Source organism: Brucella gallinifaecis (assembly GCF_006476605.1).
Classification (GTDB): domain Bacteria; phylum Pseudomonadota; class Alphaproteobacteria; order Rhizobiales; family Rhizobiaceae; genus Brucella; species Brucella gallinifaecis.
This window is the reverse complement of record NZ_ML636804.1, coordinates 298,266-318,440: the sequence shown is the minus strand read 5'-3', so window position 1 is coordinate 318,440 and position 20,175 is coordinate 298,266. Positions and strand designations below refer to the sequence as shown.

Below are 20,175 nucleotides of genomic sequence, written 5' to 3'. Positions count from 1 at the left end.
TGAGAGACGACATGATGGACTTGAGACAAGACCTCTCCCGAACAGATGCAAGCATCAATCATAATGTATCGGTGCCGATTTGCGTGACCATTGCCGGTTCCGACAGCGGCGGCGGTGCGGGCATTCAGGCTGATCTCAAAAGTTTTTCAGCGCTCAACGTCTATGGCGCAAGCGTGATCACGGCAATCACAGCGCAGAACACATTGGCCGTTAAAGCGGTTCATGATGTTCCGCCCGAAATTGTTGGCGCACAGATCGATGCCGTGTTCAGCGATCTCAATGTGGCCTCGGTCAAGATCGGCATGGTATCGGTGCCGGAAACTATTCTGGCAATCGCAAAAGGCCTTGCCCATTTCTCAGGACCGGTTGTTCTTGATCCGGTGATGGTGGCGAAATCAGGCGACAGGCTGCTCAGCGAGACTGCAATTTCGACATTGCGCAACAGTTTACTTCCGCTTGCAAGCCTGCTGACCCCAAACCGGCCTGAAGCTGCCTGCCTGCTCAATTGTGCTGTCGCGCACAATGATGATGAGGTGGAGGAGCAAGGACGCGCATTGCTCGAGCTTGGCGCGAAAGCCGTATTGATGAAAGGCGGGCATGCAGAAGGCGACACCTGCACAGACCTTCTCATCCGGCGCGACCTGCCGACATTGCGTCTTGAAGCACCGCGTATCTACACCAAAAACACCCATGGCACCGGCTGCACACTCTCTTCGGCCATTGCCGCAGGGCTTGGCAAAGGCCTGTCGCTTCAACAGGCGCTGCACGATGCCCATGCCTATCTGCAAGCGGCTATCCGCTCGGCAGATAGTCTTCAGATTGGCAGCGGCCATGGCCCCGTGCATCATTTTCATAATCTGTGGGAGGCACTTTAATGCGTGTGACCATTATCGGTGCAGGCGTTGCTGGCCTTGCCTGTGCCGCAGAATTTAACGACCAGGGCCATGCTGTCACCGTGATTGCCAAAAGCACTGTAATCGGCGCTGGCTGCTGCTCCTGGTTTGCAGGTGGAATGCTTGCGCCATGGTGCGAAGGCGAGAGTGCTGAAGAGCCGGTGGTCAGGCTTGGAAAGCAAGCGATTGACTGGTGGGAGCGGCATGTTTCAACCGTCAAGCGCAAGGGAACACTCGTTATATCCCATACACGCGATATGAGCGAACTGCGCCGCTTTGCCCGGCGCACGCAAGCTTTCGACACCATTGATCAGGCACAGATCGATGCGCTGGAACCAGACCTTGCAGGACGGTTCCGGCAGGGGCTTTTTTTCGCAGATGAAGGCCATCTCAGTCCGCGCGAAACACTCATTGAGCTTGCCGAACGGTTGCAACAAAAAGGCGTGGTCTTTCAACTGGGGCAGGATGCGAAAGATGTAAAAATCGACGCTGATATCACCGTCGATGCACGCGGCCTTGCAGCACGCGATCAGCTAGCGGATCTGCGCGGTGTCAAGGGTGAAATGCTTATTGTCCGCTCGCGCGACATCAATCTTTCGCGCCCTGTGCGCCTGCTGCATCCGCGTATTCCACTTTACATCGTGCCACGCGGTGATGGCATTCATATGATCGGCGCGACCATGATCGAAAGCGATGAACGGGGCAGCATCAGCGTTCGCTCAACATTGGAAATGCTGAGTGCTGCCTATGCGCTGCATCCGGGTTTTGGCGAGGCAGAAATCCTCGAAACCGGCGTTGATGCTCGCCCCGCCTTCCCCGATAATCTGCCGCGCGTGCGTAAACGCGGCCAAACCATCTATGTCAACGGGCTTTACCGGCACGGCTTTCTGCTCTCGCCTGCGGTTGCACGCATGGCGGTTGCAGCAGCAACAGAAGCCGAACAAAAGTCCGAATTTCTGGAGGAACTGGTATGAACATCGTTTTAAATGGCGAAGCCTTTAAGACCGGGAGCCGCAATCTTTCAGCCCTGCTTGCAGAAATCGAGCTTGATGAAGCGGTGGTGGCAACCGCACTTAATGGCGAATTCATTGCTGGCGACGAACGCGAGGAAACATTGATCCAGGACGGCGACCGCATCGAAGTGCTCGCACCGATGCAGGGAGGCTGAGATGCTGGAATTTTACGGAAAAACCTTTGAAAGCCGCTTGCTTTTGGGAACGGCTCAATATCCATCACCCTCTATTCTCGCTGACAGTGTCCGTTCGTCAAGCACGGAAATCGTCACGGTTTCGCTCCGGCGCGAGAGCGGAAACATGCGTGCAGGACAGGATTTCTGGACACTCATCAAAGCGCTTGGCGTATCGGTTTTGCCCAATACTGCCGGCTGCCATACAGCACGCGAGGCTGTTACCACGGCAAAAATGGCACGTGAGATTTTCGGTACAAACTGGATCAAGCTTGAAGTCATCGGCGATCACGACACATTGCAGCCCGATCCTTTCGGACTGGTGGAAGCCGCAACCATTCTCTGTGATGAGGGTTTTGAAGTCTTCCCCTATATGAATGACGATCTGGTGGTGGCCGAAAAACTCATCGAAGCAGGCTGTAAGGTACTGATGCCATGGGGTGCGCCGATTGGCTCAGGCCGCGGCCTCAACAATCCCTATGCGCTTAAAACCATGCGTGCACATTTCCCCGATATTCCGCTGGTGGTGGATGCAGGTATTGGTGTGCCATCGCACGCTGCAAGCGCCATGGAACTCGGCTTTGATGCTGTGCTTATCAACACCGCCGTTGCCAAAGCGGGTAATCCAGCCACTATCGCCCGCGCTTTTTCGCTTGCTGTTAGAGCTGGTCGGATTGCCTATGAAGCCGACCCGATTGAAGCCCGCGATATGGCAGCCCCCTCCACTCCCCTCATCGGAAAGGCATTTGTGTAATGGCCCTTGATCCGTTCTACCCGATCTTTGACAGCGCCAGCTGGTGTGAACGTATGGTGCCGCTCGGCATCAAGCTCGTGCAATTGCGCATCAAGGACAAAAATGGCACTGAATTGCGTGCAGAAATCCGCGCAGCCCACGAAATTTGTGCCGAACATGATTGCCAGCTCATCGTCAATGACTACTGGAAACTGGCGATTGAGGAAGGCTGTGATTTCATTCATCTCGGTCAGGAAGACCTTGATGATGCCGATCTTGATGCGATTAAGGCGAGTGGTTTGAAGCTTGGTATATCCAGCCATGATGAGGCTGAACTTGATCGCGCTCTTGCGCTAAAGCCAGCCTATATCGCGCTTGGTCCTGTCTATCCGACCATTCTCAAAAAGATGAAATGGCATGAACAGGGGCTGGAGCGCGTCAGCCAATGGAAGTCTGCTCTTGGCGACATTCCGCTTGTTGGCATTGGCGGCATGAATGTGGAGCGCACGCCGGGCGTCTTTAAAGCAGGTGCCGACATTGTATCCGTCGTCACCGACATCACTCTCAATCCCGACCCGCAAGCCCGTATACGGCAATGGATCGAAATTACACGCCCCTATGTAAAGTAGGCTCAGTATTTGTTTTAACGCGCATCTTTGTCCGAAAACCGCTTCACACTTTTCGGGATGCGCTCTAACCGGAGGAAACATTGAAAAAACTGATTTTTGCAGCGCTTTTCAGCGCCACGGCTTCGTTTGCCCTGATGTCAGCTCAGGCAGCACAGGCAAAGGATCAATTCAAGCTCATACTCGACTGGTATGTAAACCCCGATCACGGGCCGATCATCGTGGCCGACAAGCTCGGTTACTTTAAAGATGCGGGTCTTGATGTGGAAATCATTGCACCTGCGGATGCATCCGTGCCGCCCAAAATGGTTGCGGCAGGACAGGCTGATCTGGCAATTTCCTATCAGCAGCAGGTGCATCTTGATGTTCATGCCGATATTCCGCTGATCCGCGTCGGTACTTTGGTGGATTCTCCCCTCAATTGCCTGATGGTACGCGATGATGGTTCGGTTAATTCAATCGCCGATCTCAAAGGCAAGAAGATCGGCTTTTCGGTTGCAGGCGTTGAAGAAGTTTTGCTCCAAACAATTCTTGGCAATCACGGCGTGCAAATCGCAGATGTTGAGCTGATCAATGTGAATTTCTCCCTTGCACCCGCTTTGATGTCAAAGCAGGTCGATGCGGTAATGGGTGCCTATCGCAACATCGAGCTTAATCAAATGGCTGTTGAAGGGGTGGCTGGCAAATGTTTCTTCGTCGAGGAAGAAGGCGTGCCTGTCTATGACGAGCTGGTTTATGTCGCCAATTCAAACAAGCTCAATGCGCATGAAAAAGAACGGATTTCGCGTTTTCTCGCAGCCACTGAAAAGGCTGCGCAATATATCGTCAATCATCCAGAGCAAAGCTACGAATTGTTTGCATCCTACAGTTCTGAACTCAATGACGCGCTGAACCAGCGTGCATGGAAAGACACAGTTGCCCGGTTTTCACGCGCACCCGCTAGCCTCGATCATGGACGCTGGAGCCGCTATGAAGCTTACCTCAAGGAAAACGGCCTTGTGCCTTCGATCCTGCCGGTCGAAAAACTAGCCATTGATGTAAATGCTGAAGGAAACAAGTCATGAGCAACATGCTTTATTCCTCCGAATTATTCACGCGCCTGCGTGCTGCAACACTTGCTGACTGGACGCCCTATATTGATCATGAATTTGTACGCAGGCTTGGCGATGGCACGCTGCCAAAAGCTGCATTCCTGCATTATCTTGCCCAGGATTATGTTTATCTGCATCACTATGCGCGTGCCTTTGCACTGGGTGTTGTGAAAGCCGGCAGTCTTCAGGAAACACGGCTTTGTGCCGAAATCATGCATGGGCTGACTGTCACGGAACTGCCGCTGCATGTGGGCATTTGCGCACGCGAAGGCATTAACGAAGAGGCTCTTTATAACACAAAAGAAGAGCCGGAAAATCTCGCCTATACGCGCTATGTGCTCGATTGCGGACAAGCGGGGGATTTTCTCGACCTGCTGACAGCCCTTGTTCCCTGCGCACATGGCTATGGCGAGATCGGAACCAATCTTGCAGCCACCGCGAAAGCCGGTACGCCCTATCAGGAGTGGATAGACACCTATGCAGGCGCTGATTTTCAACAGATGTGCCACACGGTCGGCAGGCTTTTTGATCAGGCGGCACAAAACCGCATCGGCGCCGATTTCGAGAACAGCCCGCGCTGGCCAAAACTCTGCCAGATTTTTGCAACCGCAAGCAGGCTTGAGGCAAATTTCTGGTCAATGGGCCTAAAGGGAGGCCTTAAAGGCGCATGAGTTCCCGCTCTCGCAAAAAACGCATCGCCGACGGGGTTCTGTCGGCGATTGTGGTGCTGATACTATGGCAGACTGTGGTGAGCATCTGGCAGATGCCGCGCTTCATCCTGCCCGGCCCGCTTGATGTTCTGCTTTCGCTCATCACCAATGCGCAACTGATTGCTGACAATGCCGTCGTGACCTTTGGCGAGGTGCTGGCCGGGCTGTTTCTCGGCTCTGCCATTGGCATGCTGACAGCAATCAGCCTGATGATGTCACCGCTTGCACAAAGGCTGGTCATGCCGATGATGGTGTTCTCTCAGGCGATCCCGATATTTGCGCTTGCTCCGATACTGACCTTGTGGCTCGGCTATGGACCGGCATCAAAAATTGCCGTCACCATTCTGATGATCTTTTTTCCGGTCGCTTCCACCTTTCTGGATGGCATGCAGCGTACCGATCAGACGCTGATCAATGCGGCTGAAAATCTCGGCGCAAAACGCATGCAAATCCTGTTCCGGGTGCGAATCCCTGCGGCCTTCCCCTCGCTTGCTTCGGGTTTAAGTCTGGCTGCCGTCTATGCACCCATCGGCGCTGTGGTTGGCGAATGGGTGGGCGCATCCAAAGGACTTGGCTATCTGATGCTGCTGGCAAACGGTCGCGCCAAGGTCGATCTGATGTTTGCAAGCCTTTTTGTACTGGCAGTCTTCACCATGCTTTTACATGGGATAATCTCGTATTTTTCGCGCAAGCTGGCGGCATGGCCGAAAAAACCGTAAGACAACATTTTTGCCACAGTCGATAAAATGAAATCGCACTTCTGCATTTTGCCCCTTGGCAAACAGATTTGCTCATTTAATGTGCATCCATCTGAAACACTGGCAAGAGGTATGAGATGCGTGTCTATCCATTTCCGTCGGTGCCCGGTGTTAATGCGGGCGCTTCCAAGCTTTAAATTCTTGGTCCCTACAAGAGGCTGAAGCCTCACCGCCCTCCCCAAAAGGGCATATTCCTGAACACTTCCAAATTTGCCGCAGCTTTATCAGGCTGCTTGTTTTGTCTTCATTTTCGCACATTGTCCGATGCAATGCGGTTTCGGACTTTTGCCGGAAATATTTTAAAGGAACCAGAATCCGTTTTTGCGGGCTGGTATTGTTCATATGACCCGGTTTCGTTTGGATTTCCGCGGGCCTGCGTTCCGCAAAGTCCTCGGCTACACCTTCATCCATTGGCGAAGTCAGCCAGTGCGGCTGACACTGCTGATAATCGGCATGCTGCTTGCAACAGCCGCAGATGTTCTCACCCCCCTTTATTCGGGCAAGCTTGTCGATGCAATTTCGCTGGGCCAGAATGATGCGTGGAATGCCGCCATTCACGCGCTGATCATCCTGCTCGTGCTTGGTGCGGTTGCGCTGATCACGCGACAACTGACCTTCTATGTCATCACGGACTTCACGCTGAAGATCATGAGCGACATGGCGGCCAGTTCGTTTCACAAGCTCCAGCGCTTTTCAACGGACTGGCATGCCAATGCCTTTGCCGGATCGACGGTGCGCAAGGTTTCGCGTGGCATGTGGGCACTTGATCTGCTCAATGACACGCTGTTGCTTGCGTTGCTGCCGTCAATCCTGATGCTGCTTGGCTCGGTCGCACTTCTCGCATGGTACTGGCCGATGATGGGCCTGCTGGTTGCCATCGGCTCGGTGCTGTTCATTGTCTGCACAATTGTGATTTCGCTTGGCTCTGTTGCGCCAGCGGCAACGCTCGCCAACAGCTGGGATACACGGCTTGGCGGCGCTCTGGCCGATGCCATTTCGTGCAATGCAGTTGTCAAGGCATTCGGCGCTGAGGCCCGTGAAGATGGACGTCTTGCAAGGGTTGTTACCAAATGGCGCTCGCGCACACGCCGCACATGGCTGATCGGCACGCTCAATGGCTTTATTCAGGGTGTGAACCTGCTGGTGATGCGCGGTGTGGTGATTGGCTTTGCGCTTTATCTGTGGAGCCAGGGCAAGGCGACCGCGGGTGACATTACCTTTGTTCTGACAGCCTTCTTCATGTTGCAGGGTTATCTGCGCGATGTGGGTATGCATATCCGCAACCTTCAGCGTTCGGTCAATGATATGGAAGAGCTGGTTCAGATCGAAGCCGAGCCTTATGGCATTGCCGACAAGGAGGGCGCAGGCGCAATCAGAATTGGCAATGGCGAGATTATTTTCGATAAAGTCACCTTCCATTATGGCAGCCATGAGACACCACTTTATCGCGACTTCTCAGTCAGGATCGAAGCCGGTGAACGGGTTGGTCTGGTTGGTCATTCGGGTTCGGGCAAAACGACATTCGTCAAGCTGACCCAGCGGCTTTATGATGTCAGTGACGGTGCGATTAAAATCGACGGGCAGAACATTGCCGAAGTCACGCAGGCATCTCTCAGATCGCAGATTGCCATTGTGCAACAGGAGCCGATCCTGTTCCACCGGACATTGGCCGAGAACATCGCCTATGCCCGCCCCGGCGCAACACAGGTGGAGATCGAAGAGGCTGCAAAGCTTGCCAGTGCGCATGACTTCATCATGCGTCTGCCAAAGGGCTATGCAACGCTTGTCGGCGAACGCGGGGTGAAGCTTTCGGGTGGTGAACGTCAGCGCGTGGCAATTGCCCGTGCTTTTCTGGCTGATGCACCAATTCTCATTCTGGATGAGGCAACATCGAGCCTTGATTCAGAATCGGAAGTCTTGATCCAGCAGGCGATGGAACGGCTGATGATCGGTCGTACCACACTTGTCATTGCGCATCGGCTTTCAACGGTTCGTGCGCTTGACCGGCTTCTGGTTTTCGACAGGGGTGAAATTCTGGAAGAAGGCGATCATGATGCACTGATCCGCAAGCCAGACGGTATCTATCGCCGCCTGTTTGAGCGACAGGCGCTGGAGCTGACCAAAGGACTGGACTTGCCATAAAAACAGGCCGGGAAACCGGCCTGTTTTCAACTCTCCACACGGCCCGATGATTGCCGGATAATCAGCTTGTAATCAATATGCCGCGATGGGGATGCTTCACCGGTATCTATCTGGCTGAGCAACATATCAACGGCATCATAGGTCATTTCGCGGATCGGCTGATGCACGGTGGTAATCTGTGGCGAAACCATGCGCGAAACCGCACTGTCATCAAACCCGACAATGGTCAAATCATTCGGAACAGCGATTTTATAATCATAAGCGATCTGAAGAACTGCCGCCGCCATATCATCATTGGATGCAAAAACAGCCGTCGGCCTGTTTTCCAGCGACAAAAGTTTTCGGCCTGCAGCCAATCCGCTTTCAAAACTGTAGCCGCCCTCAAACTCGTAATCGGGATTATGCGCAATGCCAGCCTGAGCCAGCATGTTGCGATAGGCTTCAAGGCGTAACTGCGCCGAGCGATGCGTCAGATCACCAATGACAATCGCAATTTTGCGATGCCCCAGATCGAGCAAATATTGCATGAGATCGCAAACTGCTTTTTCATCATCAATCGCAATACTGTCAGTGGGATGCACGCCAAAATCACCTGCCACACGGGTAAATGGCATTGCAGATGCAATCAGCTCCTGCAAAATCTCCGGGTCGTCCGACATTGGCGGTGACACGATAATTCCGTCAAGACCGGATGCATGAGCCGTCTCAATCAGTGAGCCGCGTATATCCGCCCGGTTTTCAACCGGAAAGATCAAAAGCCGGTATCGCGTATCGCGCAGCCGGTCCAATGCACCGATCTGTAATTCGGTGACATAGCTCTGGCTTGGATTTTCAAAGAATAGCCCAATCAGATGCGAGCGGCGCTCAACCAGATTACGCGCTGCGGCATTGGGGCGATAGCGCAACTCTGCGCCCGCCGCCTTCACCTTTTCGCGGATTGCATCGCGCACATTCGGTTCGTCATTAAAAACACGCGAAACTGTCTTGATAGACACGCCAGCCAGCCGTGCCACATCATGGATTGTCGCTCTTTTATTGGATGCGGCCATGGCCGTTATGCACTCTCTCCCCAATGATATGCATGATTTAGTAGCTGCTTTGCGAATGAACGCAAAGAATTAAATCAAACATATCCTTGAACGGGTGAGAAAGCGCTTTTCGCGACCATTATCAAGCGAGAACATACCGCCACGTCCGGGCACAACATCGATAATGAGTTCGGTATGCTTCCAGGCTTCATATTGAAGACCGCTGATATAAAACGGCGCACCGCCGATTTCGCCCAGTTTTACATCCGTGTCAGACAGTAATAAATCACCCTGAGGATAGCACATTGGCGATGAACCATCGCAACAACCGCCCGACTGGTGAAACATAATCGGACCATATTCAGCCTGCAATTCAGCAATCAGCTCAAGTGCGGCATCGGTTGCTGTAACCTGCTGTTGTTGAGAGACTTGCGGCATGGTTCCTCCTCCCATTAGAGCGCATTTCGATCTGATCAGCGCTCTAATGTCTTTATATAATCATTATCACCGCATTACTGCGTCAGGTCCATCACGACGCGGCCTTCGATCTGGCCTGCACGCATTTCGTCAAAGATCGTATTGATATTGTCAATCTTGTCGGTGCGGATCGTTGCCTTGACCTTGCCGTCTGCGGCAAAATCAATCGACTCCTGCAAATCAAGGCGCGTTCCAACAATGGAGCCGCGAACCGTGACGCCGTTCAACACCATATTGAAGATCGAAAGCGGAAACTCACCCGCTGGCAAACCATTCAAGGCAATCGTGCCGCCGCGTGCAGCCATGCCAATTGCCTGTTCAAAAGCCTTTGGCGAGACAGCCGTCACCAGCACGCCCTGCGCACCGCCATCGGTTTCTTTCTTGATATAGGCTGCCGGATCATTATGCGTCTTTGCATTGACGGTAACTGTCGCACCAAGCTTACGGGCAAGGTCGAGTTTCTTGTCATCAATATCAACGGCTGCAACATTCAGCCCCATGGCTTTTGCATATTGCACCGCCATATGACCCAGACCGCCAATGCCGGAAATCACCACCCAATCGCCCGGCTTGGTATCTGTGACCTTCAGACCCTTATAGACCGTAACACCCGCGCACAGGATCGGGGCAATCTCGTTAAAAGCGATATTCTTTGGCAGGTGGCCCACGAAATTCGGATCAGCAACAACATAATCTGCAAAGCCACCATTGATGGAATAGCCGGTATTAAGCTGCTCTTCGCAAAGGGTTTCCCAACCGCCCAGACAATGCACGCAATGACCGCAAGCCGTGTAAAGCCATGGAACACCGACGCGGTCGCCTTCCTTCACATGCTTGACACCACGACCAACTGCCGAAACAAAACCAACACCTTCATGGCCCGGAATGAAGGGCGGATTGGGCTTGACCGGCCAGTCACCTTCGGCAGCATGAAGATCGGTATGGCACACGCCGGATGCATGAATTGCCACCTGGATCTGGCCGTCACCCGGCACCGGAATCGGCACTTCATCAATGGTCAATGGCTTGCCAAATTCGCGTACGACAGCAGCCTTCATAGTTTTAGCCATGGTATATTCCTTTCTGATTTATGGGTCGGGCGAACAAGGTTCATACCCCGCCAACCCGACCCTTTCCCGGGAGGAAACAGGGCAACGGCATCTGTGTGATTTTTTTAGCGCCGTAAAAATCTGTAAAATTGCCCGAACAGCGCACGCACGTGCGCGCCCGCGCCCCGCGGAAAAATTCCGCAGGGCACTTTGTTTTTTTAGAAGAAACCAAGCTTCTTCGGGCTATAGCTCACCAGCATATTCTTGGTCTGCTGATAATGGTCGAGCATTGTGAGGTGGTTTTCGCGACCGATACCGGACTGCTTGTAGCCACCAAATGCCGCATGGGCCGGATAGGCATGATAGCAATTGGTCCAGACGCGACCCGCCTGAATAGCCCGGCCAAAGCGATAGGCGCGTGTGCCGTCACGGGTCCAGACACCGGCACCAAGACCGTAAAGCGTGTCATTGGCAATGGCGAGTGCTTCGGCATCATCCTTGAAGGTCGTAACCGAAACAACAGGACCGAAAATTTCCTCCTGGAAAATCCGCATCTTGTTGGTGCCCTTGAATACGGTTGGCTTGACATAATAACCGCCGGCAAGATCACCCGCCAGCGCATTGCGCTCACCACCGGTCAGCACTTCTGCGCCTTCCTGCCTGCCAATATCGATATAGCTCAGGATTTTTTCGAGCTGCTCGCCCGATGCCTGCGCACCAACCATGGTGGCCGGATCAAGCGGATCACCCTGAACGATAGCCTCAACACGCTTCAATGCCCGTTCCATGAATTTGTCATAGATTTTTTCATGGATCAGTGCACGGCTTGGGCAGGTACAGACTTCGCCCTGATTGAATGCGAACATGACAAAGCCTTCGATTGCCTTGTCCAGATAGTCATCATCTTCAGCCATCACATCGGAGAAGAAGATATTGGGCGACTTGCCACCCAGTTCCAGCGTCACCGGAATAAGGTTCTGGCTGGCATATTGCATGATCAGGCGACCGGTCGTCGTTTCACCGGTAAAGGCGATTTTTGCAATGCGCGGACTGGATGCCAGCGGCTTGCCTGCTTCAAGGCCAAAACCATTGACCACATTGAGTACGCCTGCCGGCAGAAGATCGCCAATCACTTCCATCAGAACAAGGATCGAGGCCGGCGTCTGTTCAGCAGGCTTCAACACCACGCAATTACCGGCGGCAAGCGCTGGAGCCAGTTTCCACACAGCCATCAAAAGCGGGAAATTCCACGGGATGATCTGACCGACAACGCCAAGTGGTTCATGAAAATGATAGGCAACCGTATCATGATCGATCTCGGAAATGCCGCCTTCCTGTGCACGAATGGCACCGGCAAAATAGCGGAAATGGTCAATCGCCAGCGGCAGATCGGCATTGGTTGTTTCGCGGATCGGCTTGCCATTGTCCCATGTTTCGGCTGCCGCCAGTTTAGGCAGATTTTCTTCAATACGGTCTGCAATCTTGTTGAGAATTACAGCGCGTTCCGCCGGGCTTGTCTTGCCCCATGCGTCCTTGGCTGCATGCGCCGCATCAAGTGCTGCCTCAACATCAGCCGCTTCCGAACGCGCCACTTCGCAGAGCACCTGACCATTCACAGGAGATGTGTTTTCAAAATAGCGGCCTGATTTGGGTTCCACCCATTTACCGCCGATGAAATTGCCATAGCGTTTGGCAAACTCCGGCTTTACAGAGCGATGAAATTCAACCTTGTTCATGACATTCCTCCCAGGATTCAACGCCGCTCCAACGGCGTTTCAGACATAATGTGGCGCGGCTCTTGGGAGGAGTCATCCAGCGCTTGATAATATGCGACATCAATGTGTCTCAATAATGAGACACATTCGAAAAACTAATTGGGTCTGATAATTTTCAGGCGATTAAGCTTGCGATGAAGCGTTGCCCGGCTGATGCCCAAAAGCCTGGCAGCCGACGACACATTGCCATCGGCGCGGGCAATGGCACGCAGAATGACACTTCGTTCAGAAACTGCCATCTCTTCACGCGGGTCGGCGTTCCAGCCAAGAATATCCGCGGCGGGAAGTGCTGTCGCAAGCGCTTCATCGGTCAAATCCAGCGAAAGGCGGGCCGCCCGCGTCGCACCAATGACAAGGTCATCCTTATCAACCGCAATCAGTGCACCACCTGTTCTGTCAGCACCCGGTGCCAGCATAATGCGCGCATCGGGAAAAGCCTGCCGGAAATTCTCAGCCTCGATGCGGCGTGCAGCATCAATAACCGCAACCGAGATAAGCTGGGCGAAGGCTTCGGTCAAATCACTGCGACAGGACGAGACATCAAGGGCAGCCATCAAGCGCCCCTGATGATCATGAATGGGAGCCACGGTACAGGAAAGACCGATATTGCGCGTGTGAAAATGCTGATCCCGATGGATGGTCAGCGCCCGCTGTTCGGCAAGACAGGTACCGATTCCGTTGGTTCCTTCAACTGCTTCGCTCCAGACTGCACCCGTCCACAGACCCCAGTCATAAAACGTATCGTCATCGCTCGCGGCCCCCCGGCGCTCGACCGGCACCCCTTCGCTATCCGCCAGAAGCACACAACAGCCAACACCGCCCACAGCCATATAAAGCCGATCCATGCTGGCCTGTGCAATGCTGATGATACGCTCCATACGCTCACGCGCCATGCGCAGCTCACGATCGGAAAGCGTCTGGACCGACCTGTTTTCTGCAGGGTCCAGTCCGTAAAGGCGGGAAGATCGTCGCCACGAAGCAATCAGTGCTGAACGAGCCGCACCGCCCGTATCTATCGCGGACTGAATACGATCAGCATGAATTCTGTCTTGCGGTGCACCCATGTTTTCCTCCCAGAAAGGCTGGAAACCACCTGCTAAGAATATAATGGCTTTTTATAGAGCTGCTTGCAAGCGCACCCTTATGCGACTTTGGACGCTTCGATAAAAGCCGTGAGAGCTGCAACCTCTATCGCATTCATGCGAAGACCAAGCTTGGTCCGGCGCCAGAGAATGTCTTCTGCTGTATATGCCCATTCATGCGCCATGAGATAACGCAGTTCAGCCTCATAGAGATCCGCACCAAAATGCTGGCCAAGATCAGATAATAAGCTGGATTTTCCAAGTATAATACGTGCACGGGTTCCATAAAGCCTGAACAGCCGACGGGCATGCGCTGCTGTTAAAAACGGGTAGTCAGCTTTGAGCTTTTTAAGCTCACTCTCAAAAGCCGTTGCTTCAAAATCACCACCCGGCAAAGGGGCAGCATGTGTCCATGGCGCAGCTTTCTTGCCAAGGTAATGCTCGATCTTTTCCAGCATATGTTCGGCCAGCCTGCGCGATGTGGTCAGCTTGCCGCCAAACACATTAATCAATGGCGCCATTCCCTGCGGGGCATCATCTTTAAGCACATAGTCGCGGGTTGCTTCCTGCGCCTTGCTTGCCCCGTCATCATACAGCGGACGCACACCGGAATAGGTCCAGACAATATCTTCAATCCTTACAGGCTCACGAAAATATTCACTGGCACAAGCGCAGAGATAATCAGTTTCCTTGTCAGTGATTGCCACCTTGGCCGGATCGCCCTGATAGTCCTGATCAGTGGTGCCAATCAGCGTAAAATCATCCTCATAAGGAATAGCAAAAATAATGCGCCCGTCATTATTCTGGAAGAAATAGGAACGCGGATCGGAGAATTTTTTACGCACCACAATATGGCTGCCCTGCACCAGACGCACATTATGCAGTTGGCGATCGCCTTCCACATCTTGCAGTAGCTTATCAGCCCATGGACCGGCAGCATTGACCAGCAGGCGCGAATGAAACTCTTCGCGCAGACCCGTATCGATATTTTCGAGCGTTATGGTCCAGGCTGCATGATCACGGCGGGCAGAGACGACCTTGCTGCGCGTGCGGATCATCGCACCGCGATCAGCAGCATCCCGCGCATTCAATACTGTAAATCGTGCATCATCAACCCAGCAATCCGAATATTCAAAAGCCTTGGTAAAAAGTGGCTTGAGCGGTGCGGCGACGGGATCAGTGCGCATATTGAGCGTGGTAGTGGCAGGCAGTTTTTTACGCCCGCCCAGATGGTCATAAAGAAACAGACCAAGGCGCAGCAGCCATGCAGGACGCACACCGCCTTTATGATAGGGCAGCACAAAACGCATGGGATGAATGATATGCGGAGCATTGGCCCAGAGCACTTCGCGCTCCATCAATGCTTCGCGCACCAGACGAAACTCATAATGCTCAAGATAGCGCAGACCACCATGAATAAGCTTGGTCGCGCGGGACGAGGTGCCGCTTGCCAGATCATTCATCTCGGCAAGACCAACGCGAAAGCCGCGACCAGCCGCATCGCGTGCAATGCCGCAACCATTGATGCCGCCACCAATTACGAAAATGTCGAATATTTCATGCTGCGCCATGGTGAATCCTGAAGACCATCTTCAAACACCAAACGAATATAATTTATTTCATACGAAAGCAAAACGAAAATGAACGAAACTAAAATTCTTTCTCTTCTGAATTATGAGCCGCTGCCGTTTCAATCAGCCCGATCTCGTTTTCACGGCAATAATCGCGCAATTGCCGTGATGGGCAGTAATCGGTGATAAAAGTATGAACCTGCGATATATGGCCAAGACGCACAGGGGCTGTGCGCTCGAACTTGGTTGAGTCGCTTACCAGAATGACATGGCGGGCATTTGCGATAATCGCCTGTGCAACCTTGACTTCACGAAAGTCGAAATCAAGCAATGCGCCATCTTCATCCATTGCGGAAGCGCCAATGATTGCGTAATCGACCTTGAACTGCCGGATGAAATCTACCGCCGCCTCGCCAACAATACCGCCATCAGACGCACGCACGACACCACCTGCAATAATGACTTCGATCTCAGGATAGACGCGCAGCGTATTGGCGACATTGATATTGTTGGTGATCACCATCAGATTATTATGGTCAACCAGTGCATGGCTGACAGCTTCGGTGGTTGTGCCGATATTGATAAACAGTGACGCACCATCAGGAATCATTGCGGCTGCCGCCCGGCCGATCAGTTCTTTCTCATGGGCTGCAATCCGGCGACGTGCTTCATATTCCATATTTTCAACGCCAGACGGATAAAGCGCACCACCATGGATACGGCGCAGCAATCGCGCCTTGCAAAGGTCATTGAGATCCTTGCGTACGGTCTGCGGCGTTACATCGAAAGCAACGGCCAGATCATCCACCAGCACCTGCCCCTGTCGACGCGCGATGTCCAGAATTGCATTGTGACGTGGGGTAAGCTGCATGGTGTTCCCGATATGGAATTATTCTAACAACAGGTTGGTAATTTCGTTGTTTTGCAAAAGAAAGCAACCGCCTGATGACAAAACAGGCATAATCATATGTTCTCCGTCCATCATTTAGGGTCAGGACCCATTATTGACACGGAGAAGAACTGATCAAATTAAAATTATATAGAGCAAAGATTCTCGCCTGACAAAGCGAGCGCTTTTTCATTATTTGTGGAGAAAATGGTCGGAGCGAGAGGATTCGAACCTCCGACCCCCTGATCCCAAATCAGGTGCGCTACCAGGCTGCGCTACGCTCCGCGACCACAAAACCGAGACTCTATGAACCGGCTGTGAGCGGCTTATAGCGCCGCTCTTTTGAACCCGCAAGAGGAACATCCTGATTTTTTCAGCTATTTTTTCTTATCAGCTGGTTAGCTGGCTTATCTATGCAAAAACAGGCACTTCTCCTGCTCCGAAAGCCACAAATTCCGGATTGGAAAAGCCTTTAACAGTGCTATCAAAGCGTGCACCATAGATTATTGGCTTTGCGTCGAGTGTCGTGGTCATACCGCCGGCTGCACGCAAAACGGCATCCCCTGCTGCTGTATCCCACTCCATCGTTGGGCCAAAACGCGGATATAAATCTGCCTCACCACGCGCAATCATGCAGAATTTAAGCGATGACCCCACCGAAACGCATTTGCCGCTGTGATTGCGTTTCAGGAATTTCTCTGTTTCAGGCGTAAGGTGGGAGCGGCTGCACACCACGACCTTTTCAGGCGGCGCAATGCGGGCTGTAATCGGACGCCGGCTTGTGATCTGATGATCGGCAGATGTTGCCACTTCCTGCGCAGCTTCACGATCCCCCACATAAAGCAGGTTACGCGCTGGCGCATAAACCAGCCCCAACACCGGAATCCCATCCTCGATCAGCGCAATATTGACTGTAAAATCGCCATTACGCAGTAAAAACTCCCGCGTGCCATCAAGCGGATCAACCAGAAAAAAATGCCGCCCCAGACGGGTTGGCAATCGGCCTGCGGCAGCTTCCTCTTCAGCGACCACCGGAATATCCGGCGCGATCGCTGCAAGGGCTGCGAGAATTATTGCTTCTGCTGCCTGATCTGCTTGCGTTACTGGCGAGTGGTCTTCCTTGGAATAGACCGCACAGCCATCCACATAATACCGCATGATGACACGACCGGCCTCAAGCACGGTATCTTCAAGCGTTGCAAGCAAGGCTTTGCCGCTTGGATCGGCTATTGGATAGGTTGCTGTTATCATTTTTCAAATCGACCAGGAATCACTGCCATAGCTGCCGATAATACCACGCTCTGTGAGATAGTTTTCTACCTCCGCGACAAGCGCGTCAATGTCGCGTCCTGCGGTATGAAGATGCAGTTCCGGCGAAAGGGGAGCTTCATAAGGCGAATCAATACCGGTAAAGGCCTTGATCTCACCGCGAAGCGCTTGTGCATAAAGCCCTTTGGGATCACGTGCCATGCATTCCTCAATCGGCGTATCGACAAATATTTCGATAAACTCACCCTCGGGAAGACGCGAGCGCACACGCTCACGTTCAGCGCGAAATGGCGAAATGAAGGATACAAGCGTGATCAGCCCGGCATCAGCCATAAGTCCCGCCACCTCGCCAACGCGCCGGATATTCTCGGCCCGGTCTGCATCAGAAAAGCCAAGATCACTGTTGAGACCATGGCGGATATTATCGCCATCCAGCAGATAGGTGTGTTTGCCTAACGCGTGAAGTCGCTGTTCGAGCCGGTTGGCGATTGTGGATTTGCCGGATGCGGACAGGCCCGTGAACCAGAGCACCGCCGGTTTTTGAAATTTTTGCGCGGCACGTGTCTGCTTGTCGAGGTCGAAAGCCTGCAAATGCACATTGCTCGCCTGACGCAATGCGCTTTCAATCATGCCGGCAGCAATGGTCGCATTGGTGAGGCGGTCAATCAGCACAAAAGCGCCGGTTGCGCGGTTATCCGCATAGGGATCAAACGCGATCTGATCTGCCGTCTGAAGATAGCAAAGGCCGACTTCATTCAAATCAAGCCGGGATGCTTCTTCACGCGCAAATGTATTGACGTCAGTGCGATATTTTATCTCGCTGATTGTCACCGGCGTCTGATCGGTTTCGGTGCGCAGCAGATAGGAACGGCCCGGATGCAAGGCCTCCTCACCAAACCAGACCAGATTGGCGCTGAAACGGTCCGCCACTTCAGGCCGCGCTTCCGCCGCCACCAGCATATTACCGCGCGAGACTTCGATCTCGTCTTCGAGCACAAGCGTAACCGCCTGACCCTCGGTTGCACGCAGAAGATCGCCATCATAGGTGGCGATACGTTTGATCCTTGATTGCTTGCCCGATTTGGCAACCACAACCCTGTCGCCCTTTGCAATAGAACCCGATGCAACCGTGCCGGAAAAGCCGCGGAAATCAAGATTGGGCCGGTTCACATATTGCACCGGAAAACGAAACGGCTTGCCGATAGCATCCGTATCAAGACGCACGCTTTCCAGATGTTCCAGCAAATATGGACCCTTATACCAATCGGTACGCGGCGAAAGACTGCTGACATTATCGCCAAAGCGGGCAGACAGCGGAATGGCCTGAATGCTGGCAAAGCCCAGATCCCTGGCAAAACCCATATAATCCGCAATGATCCGGTCAAATGTGTCTTGTGAGAAATCAACCAGATCGATCTTGTTGACCGCCACCACAATATGCCGGATGCCCAAAAGCGAGGCGATAAAGCTGTGGCGGCGCGTCTGTGTCAGCACACCCTGACGCGCATCAATCAGCACGATTGCAAGGTCTGCCGTTGACGCGCCAGTCGCCATGTTGCGCGTATATTGCGCGTGCCCCGGCGTATCAGCCACAATGAATTTGCGGCGCGGTGTCGAGAAAAAGCGATAGGCCACATCAATGGTGATGCCCTGTTCGCGCTCGGCTTCCAGACCATCGACCAGCAGCGCAAAATCGAAATCATCATCAGTGGTGCCGAATTTGCGACTGTCGTTTTTCAATGTCGCAAGCTGGTCCTCAAAGATCAGCTTGGTGTCATAGAGAAGACGCCCGATCAGCGTGGATTTTCCGTCATCGACCGAACCACAGGTCAGAAAGCGGAGCATCGTCTTGCGTTCCTGATCGGCAAGAAAATCGCTCACAGCAGCACTGGTAACAGAAGGCTTCAAAATGGCATTCATCAGAAATAGCCCTCGCGCTTTTTCTTTTCCATCGAGCCTGCCTCATCACGATCAATGGCACGGCCCTGACGCTCGGAGGTGCGGGCGATCAGCATTTCTTCAACAATATCAGAAAGATTGCTGGCGCTTGATTGAATGGCACCCGTCAACGGATAGCAGCCAAGCGTGCGAAAGCGCACCAGCCGTTCCTCCACCTTCTCGCCGGGACGAAGAATCATGCGGTCATCATCGCGCTTGATCAACATGCCATCGCGTTCGACCACCGGACGGGAGGCTGCAAAATAAAGCGGCACAATCGGGATATTTTCCTGCAAAATATATTGCCAGATATCCAGTTCGGTCCAGTTGGAAAGTGGAAACACACGGATAGATTCACCTTTTGCAACGCGGGTATTATAGATTTTCCACATTTCCGGGCGCTGGTTCTTCGGGTCCCAGCCATGCCGGGCATTGCGAAACGAAAAAATACGCTCCTTGGCGCGGGATTTTTCCTCATCACGTCGTGCGCCGCCAAAGGCCGCATCAAATTTGTATTTATCAAGTGCCTGTCTAAGCCCGAGCGTCTTCATGACATGGGTATGGACATTCGAGCCATGGGTGAATGGACCAACGCCATCGCGCACACCATCTTCATTGATATGAACCAGCAGCTCAAAGCCCTTTTCTCGGGCCTGCGCATCGCGAAACTCGATCATCTCGCGGAATTTCCATGTCGTATCGACATGCAGGAAAGGGAAAGGCGGCGGCGCCGGATAGAAAGCCTTCATCGCCAGATGCAGCATGACGGAGGAATCCTTACCCACCGAATAAAGCATAACCGGATTGGAAAATGTTGCCGCAACCTCGCGAAAAATATGAATTGCTTCTGCTTCCAGACGCTCAAGATGCGTCAGGTTTTTACTCAGGGATGCATGATGCACGTCTGTTTCTCCCGGAAACCAGCTCGAAAAGAATATTGACGGGAGGTTTGATCCGG

The 20,175-nt window shown here is 53.1% G+C and carries 19 protein-coding genes and 1 tRNA gene; 9 read left to right on the top strand and 11 right to left on the bottom strand.

Annotated elements, in window-relative coordinates; translation table 11 throughout:
- The first annotated feature begins 14 nt into the window (after positions 1–14).
- From thiD to FHY56_RS09720, 9 genes are all read left to right on the top strand, one after another.
- Positions 15–875: a bifunctional hydroxymethylpyrimidine kinase/phosphomethylpyrimidine kinase gene (gene thiD / locus FHY56_RS09760; protein WP_140905035.1), complete on the top strand. Its 861-nt coding sequence runs from the start codon at positions 15–17 to the stop codon at positions 873–875.
- Positions 875–1,867 carry a glycine oxidase ThiO gene (thiO, locus tag FHY56_RS09755; protein ID WP_140904969.1) on the top strand — a complete coding sequence of 331 codons (993 nt, stop codon included), beginning with the start codon at positions 875–877 and terminating at the stop codon, positions 1,865–1,867. Before thiD ends, thiO begins: the two co-directional genes overlap by 1 nt.
- The gene (gene thiS / locus FHY56_RS09750; protein WP_140904968.1) at positions 1,864–2,061 is read left to right on the top strand and encodes a sulfur carrier protein ThiS; all 198 of its coding nucleotides are present in this window, start codon (positions 1,864–1,866) and stop codon (positions 2,059–2,061) included. The genes thiO and thiS overlap by 4 nt, the downstream gene beginning before the upstream one ends.
- Before the next feature lies 1 nt (position 2,062).
- On the top strand, positions 2,063–2,833 hold the full coding sequence (locus FHY56_RS09745) for a thiazole synthase (protein ID WP_140904967.1): 771 nt from the start codon (positions 2,063–2,065) through the stop codon (positions 2,831–2,833).
- A complete protein-coding gene (locus tag FHY56_RS09740) occupies positions 2,833–3,441 on the top strand; it encodes a thiamine phosphate synthase (protein ID WP_140904966.1) in 609 nt (202 codons plus the stop codon). Before FHY56_RS09745 ends, FHY56_RS09740 begins: the two co-directional genes overlap by 1 nt.
- A gap of 80 nt (positions 3,442–3,521) precedes the next feature.
- Positions 3,522–4,502: an ABC transporter substrate-binding protein gene (locus FHY56_RS09735; protein WP_140904965.1), complete on the top strand. Its 981-nt coding sequence runs from the start codon at positions 3,522–3,524 to the stop codon at positions 4,500–4,502.
- A complete protein-coding gene (gene tenA, locus FHY56_RS09730; RefSeq protein WP_140904964.1) occupies positions 4,499–5,200 on the top strand; it encodes a thiaminase II in 702 nt (233 codons plus the stop codon). The genes FHY56_RS09735 and tenA overlap by 4 nt, the downstream gene beginning before the upstream one ends.
- On the top strand, positions 5,197–5,958 hold the full coding sequence (locus FHY56_RS09725; protein WP_140904963.1) for an ABC transporter permease: 762 nt from the start codon (positions 5,197–5,199) through the stop codon (positions 5,956–5,958). The genes tenA and FHY56_RS09725 overlap by 4 nt, the downstream gene beginning before the upstream one ends.
- 381 nt (positions 5,959–6,339) lie before the next feature.
- Positions 6,340–8,139, top strand: a complete 1,800-nt coding sequence (locus FHY56_RS09720; RefSeq protein ID WP_140904962.1) for an ABC transporter ATP-binding protein — start codon at positions 6,340–6,342, stop codon at positions 8,137–8,139.
- 26 nt (positions 8,140–8,165) lie between these two features.
- Here FHY56_RS09720 and FHY56_RS09715 read toward each other — a convergent pair whose 3' ends face one another.
- The 11 genes from FHY56_RS09715 to cysD form a co-directional block, all read right to left on the bottom strand.
- A complete protein-coding gene (locus FHY56_RS09715; protein WP_140904961.1) occupies positions 8,166–9,188 on the bottom strand; it encodes a LacI family DNA-binding transcriptional regulator in 1,023 nt (340 codons plus the stop codon).
- Positions 9,189–9,257: 69 nt separating this feature from the next.
- Positions 9,258–9,605 (bottom strand): DUF779 domain-containing protein, encoded by a 348-nt coding sequence (locus FHY56_RS09710; protein WP_140904960.1) that lies wholly within the window; start codon positions 9,603–9,605, stop codon positions 9,258–9,260.
- Positions 9,606–9,679: 74 nt separating this feature from the next.
- Positions 9,680–10,714: an alcohol dehydrogenase AdhP gene (gene adhP, locus FHY56_RS09705; protein ID WP_140904959.1), complete on the bottom strand. Its 1,035-nt coding sequence runs from the start codon at positions 10,712–10,714 to the stop codon at positions 9,680–9,682.
- 197 nt (positions 10,715–10,911) lie between these two features.
- On the bottom strand, positions 10,912–12,429 hold the full coding sequence (adh, locus tag FHY56_RS09700) for an aldehyde dehydrogenase (RefSeq protein ID WP_140904958.1): 1,518 nt from the start codon (positions 12,427–12,429) through the stop codon (positions 10,912–10,914).
- Between the two features lie 134 nt (positions 12,430–12,563).
- Positions 12,564–13,532 carry a GAF domain-containing protein gene (locus FHY56_RS09695; RefSeq protein WP_140904957.1) on the bottom strand — a complete coding sequence of 323 codons (969 nt, stop codon included), beginning with the start codon at positions 13,530–13,532 and terminating at the stop codon, positions 12,564–12,566.
- Positions 13,533–13,609: 77 nt separating this feature from the next.
- Positions 13,610–15,121, bottom strand: a complete 1,512-nt coding sequence (gene glpD, locus FHY56_RS09690) for a glycerol-3-phosphate dehydrogenase (RefSeq protein ID WP_140904956.1) — start codon at positions 15,119–15,121, stop codon at positions 13,610–13,612.
- A gap of 79 nt (positions 15,122–15,200) precedes the next feature.
- Positions 15,201–15,992 (bottom strand): DeoR/GlpR family DNA-binding transcription regulator, encoded by a 792-nt coding sequence (locus FHY56_RS09685; RefSeq protein WP_140904955.1) that lies wholly within the window; start codon positions 15,990–15,992, stop codon positions 15,201–15,203.
- A gap of 226 nt (positions 15,993–16,218) precedes the next feature.
- Positions 16,219–16,295 (bottom strand) — tRNA-Pro (locus tag FHY56_RS09680).
- Between the two features lie 126 nt (positions 16,296–16,421).
- Positions 16,422–17,261: a 3'(2'),5'-bisphosphate nucleotidase CysQ gene (gene cysQ, locus FHY56_RS09675; RefSeq protein WP_140904954.1), complete on the bottom strand. Its 840-nt coding sequence runs from the start codon at positions 17,259–17,261 to the stop codon at positions 16,422–16,424.
- Between the two features lie 3 nt (positions 17,262–17,264).
- Positions 17,265–19,199, bottom strand: coding sequence for a sulfate adenylyltransferase subunit CysN (gene cysN, locus FHY56_RS09670; protein WP_140904953.1), 1,935 nt, complete (start codon positions 19,197–19,199; stop codon positions 17,265–17,267).
- Positions 19,199–20,119, bottom strand: a complete 921-nt coding sequence (gene cysD / locus FHY56_RS09665; protein ID WP_140904952.1) for a sulfate adenylyltransferase subunit CysD — start codon at positions 20,117–20,119, stop codon at positions 19,199–19,201. The genes cysN and cysD overlap by 1 nt, the downstream gene beginning before the upstream one ends.
- Positions 20,120–20,175: the final 56 nt, after the last annotated feature.

Bases quoted from the DNA above. Each gene is read 5' to 3' on its own strand.
- thiD (WP_140905035.1), top strand. From the start codon at position 15: ATGGACTTGAGACAAGACCTCTCCCGAACAGATGCAAGCATCAATCAT.
- thiO (WP_140904969.1), top strand. From the start codon at position 875: ATGCGTGTGACCATTATCGGTGCAGGCGTTGCTGGCCTTGCCTGTGCC.
- thiS (WP_140904968.1), top strand. From the start codon at position 1,864: ATGAACATCGTTTTAAATGGCGAAGCCTTTAAGACCGGGAGCCGCAAT.
- FHY56_RS09745 (WP_140904967.1), top strand. From the start codon at position 2,063: ATGCTGGAATTTTACGGAAAAACCTTTGAAAGCCGCTTGCTTTTGGGA.
- FHY56_RS09740 (WP_140904966.1), top strand. From the start codon at position 2,833: ATGGCCCTTGATCCGTTCTACCCGATCTTTGACAGCGCCAGCTGGTGT.
- tenA (WP_140904964.1), top strand. From the start codon at position 4,499: ATGAGCAACATGCTTTATTCCTCCGAATTATTCACGCGCCTGCGTGCT.
- FHY56_RS09725 (WP_140904963.1), top strand. From the start codon at position 5,197: ATGAGTTCCCGCTCTCGCAAAAAACGCATCGCCGACGGGGTTCTGTCG.
- FHY56_RS09720 (WP_140904962.1), top strand. From the start codon at position 6,340: ATGACCCGGTTTCGTTTGGATTTCCGCGGGCCTGCGTTCCGCAAAGTC.
- FHY56_RS09715 (WP_140904961.1), bottom strand. From the start codon at position 9,188: ATGGCCGCATCCAATAAAAGAGCGACAATCCATGATGTGGCACGGCTG.
- FHY56_RS09710 (WP_140904960.1), bottom strand. From the start codon at position 9,605: ATGCCGCAAGTCTCTCAACAACAGCAGGTTACAGCAACCGATGCCGCA.
- adhP (WP_140904959.1), bottom strand. From the start codon at position 10,714: ATGGCTAAAACTATGAAGGCTGCTGTCGTACGCGAATTTGGCAAGCCA.
- adh (WP_140904958.1), bottom strand. From the start codon at position 12,429: ATGAACAAGGTTGAATTTCATCGCTCTGTAAAGCCGGAGTTTGCCAAA.
- FHY56_RS09695 (WP_140904957.1), bottom strand. From the start codon at position 13,532: ATGGGTGCACCGCAAGACAGAATTCATGCTGATCGTATTCAGTCCGCG.
- glpD (WP_140904956.1), bottom strand. From the start codon at position 15,121: ATGGCGCAGCATGAAATATTCGACATTTTCGTAATTGGTGGCGGCATC.
- FHY56_RS09685 (WP_140904955.1), bottom strand. From the start codon at position 15,992: ATGCAGCTTACCCCACGTCACAATGCAATTCTGGACATCGCGCGTCGA.
- cysQ (WP_140904954.1), bottom strand. From the start codon at position 17,261: ATGATAACAGCAACCTATCCAATAGCCGATCCAAGCGGCAAAGCCTTG.
- cysN (WP_140904953.1), bottom strand. From the start codon at position 19,199: ATGAATGCCATTTTGAAGCCTTCTGTTACCAGTGCTGCTGTGAGCGAT.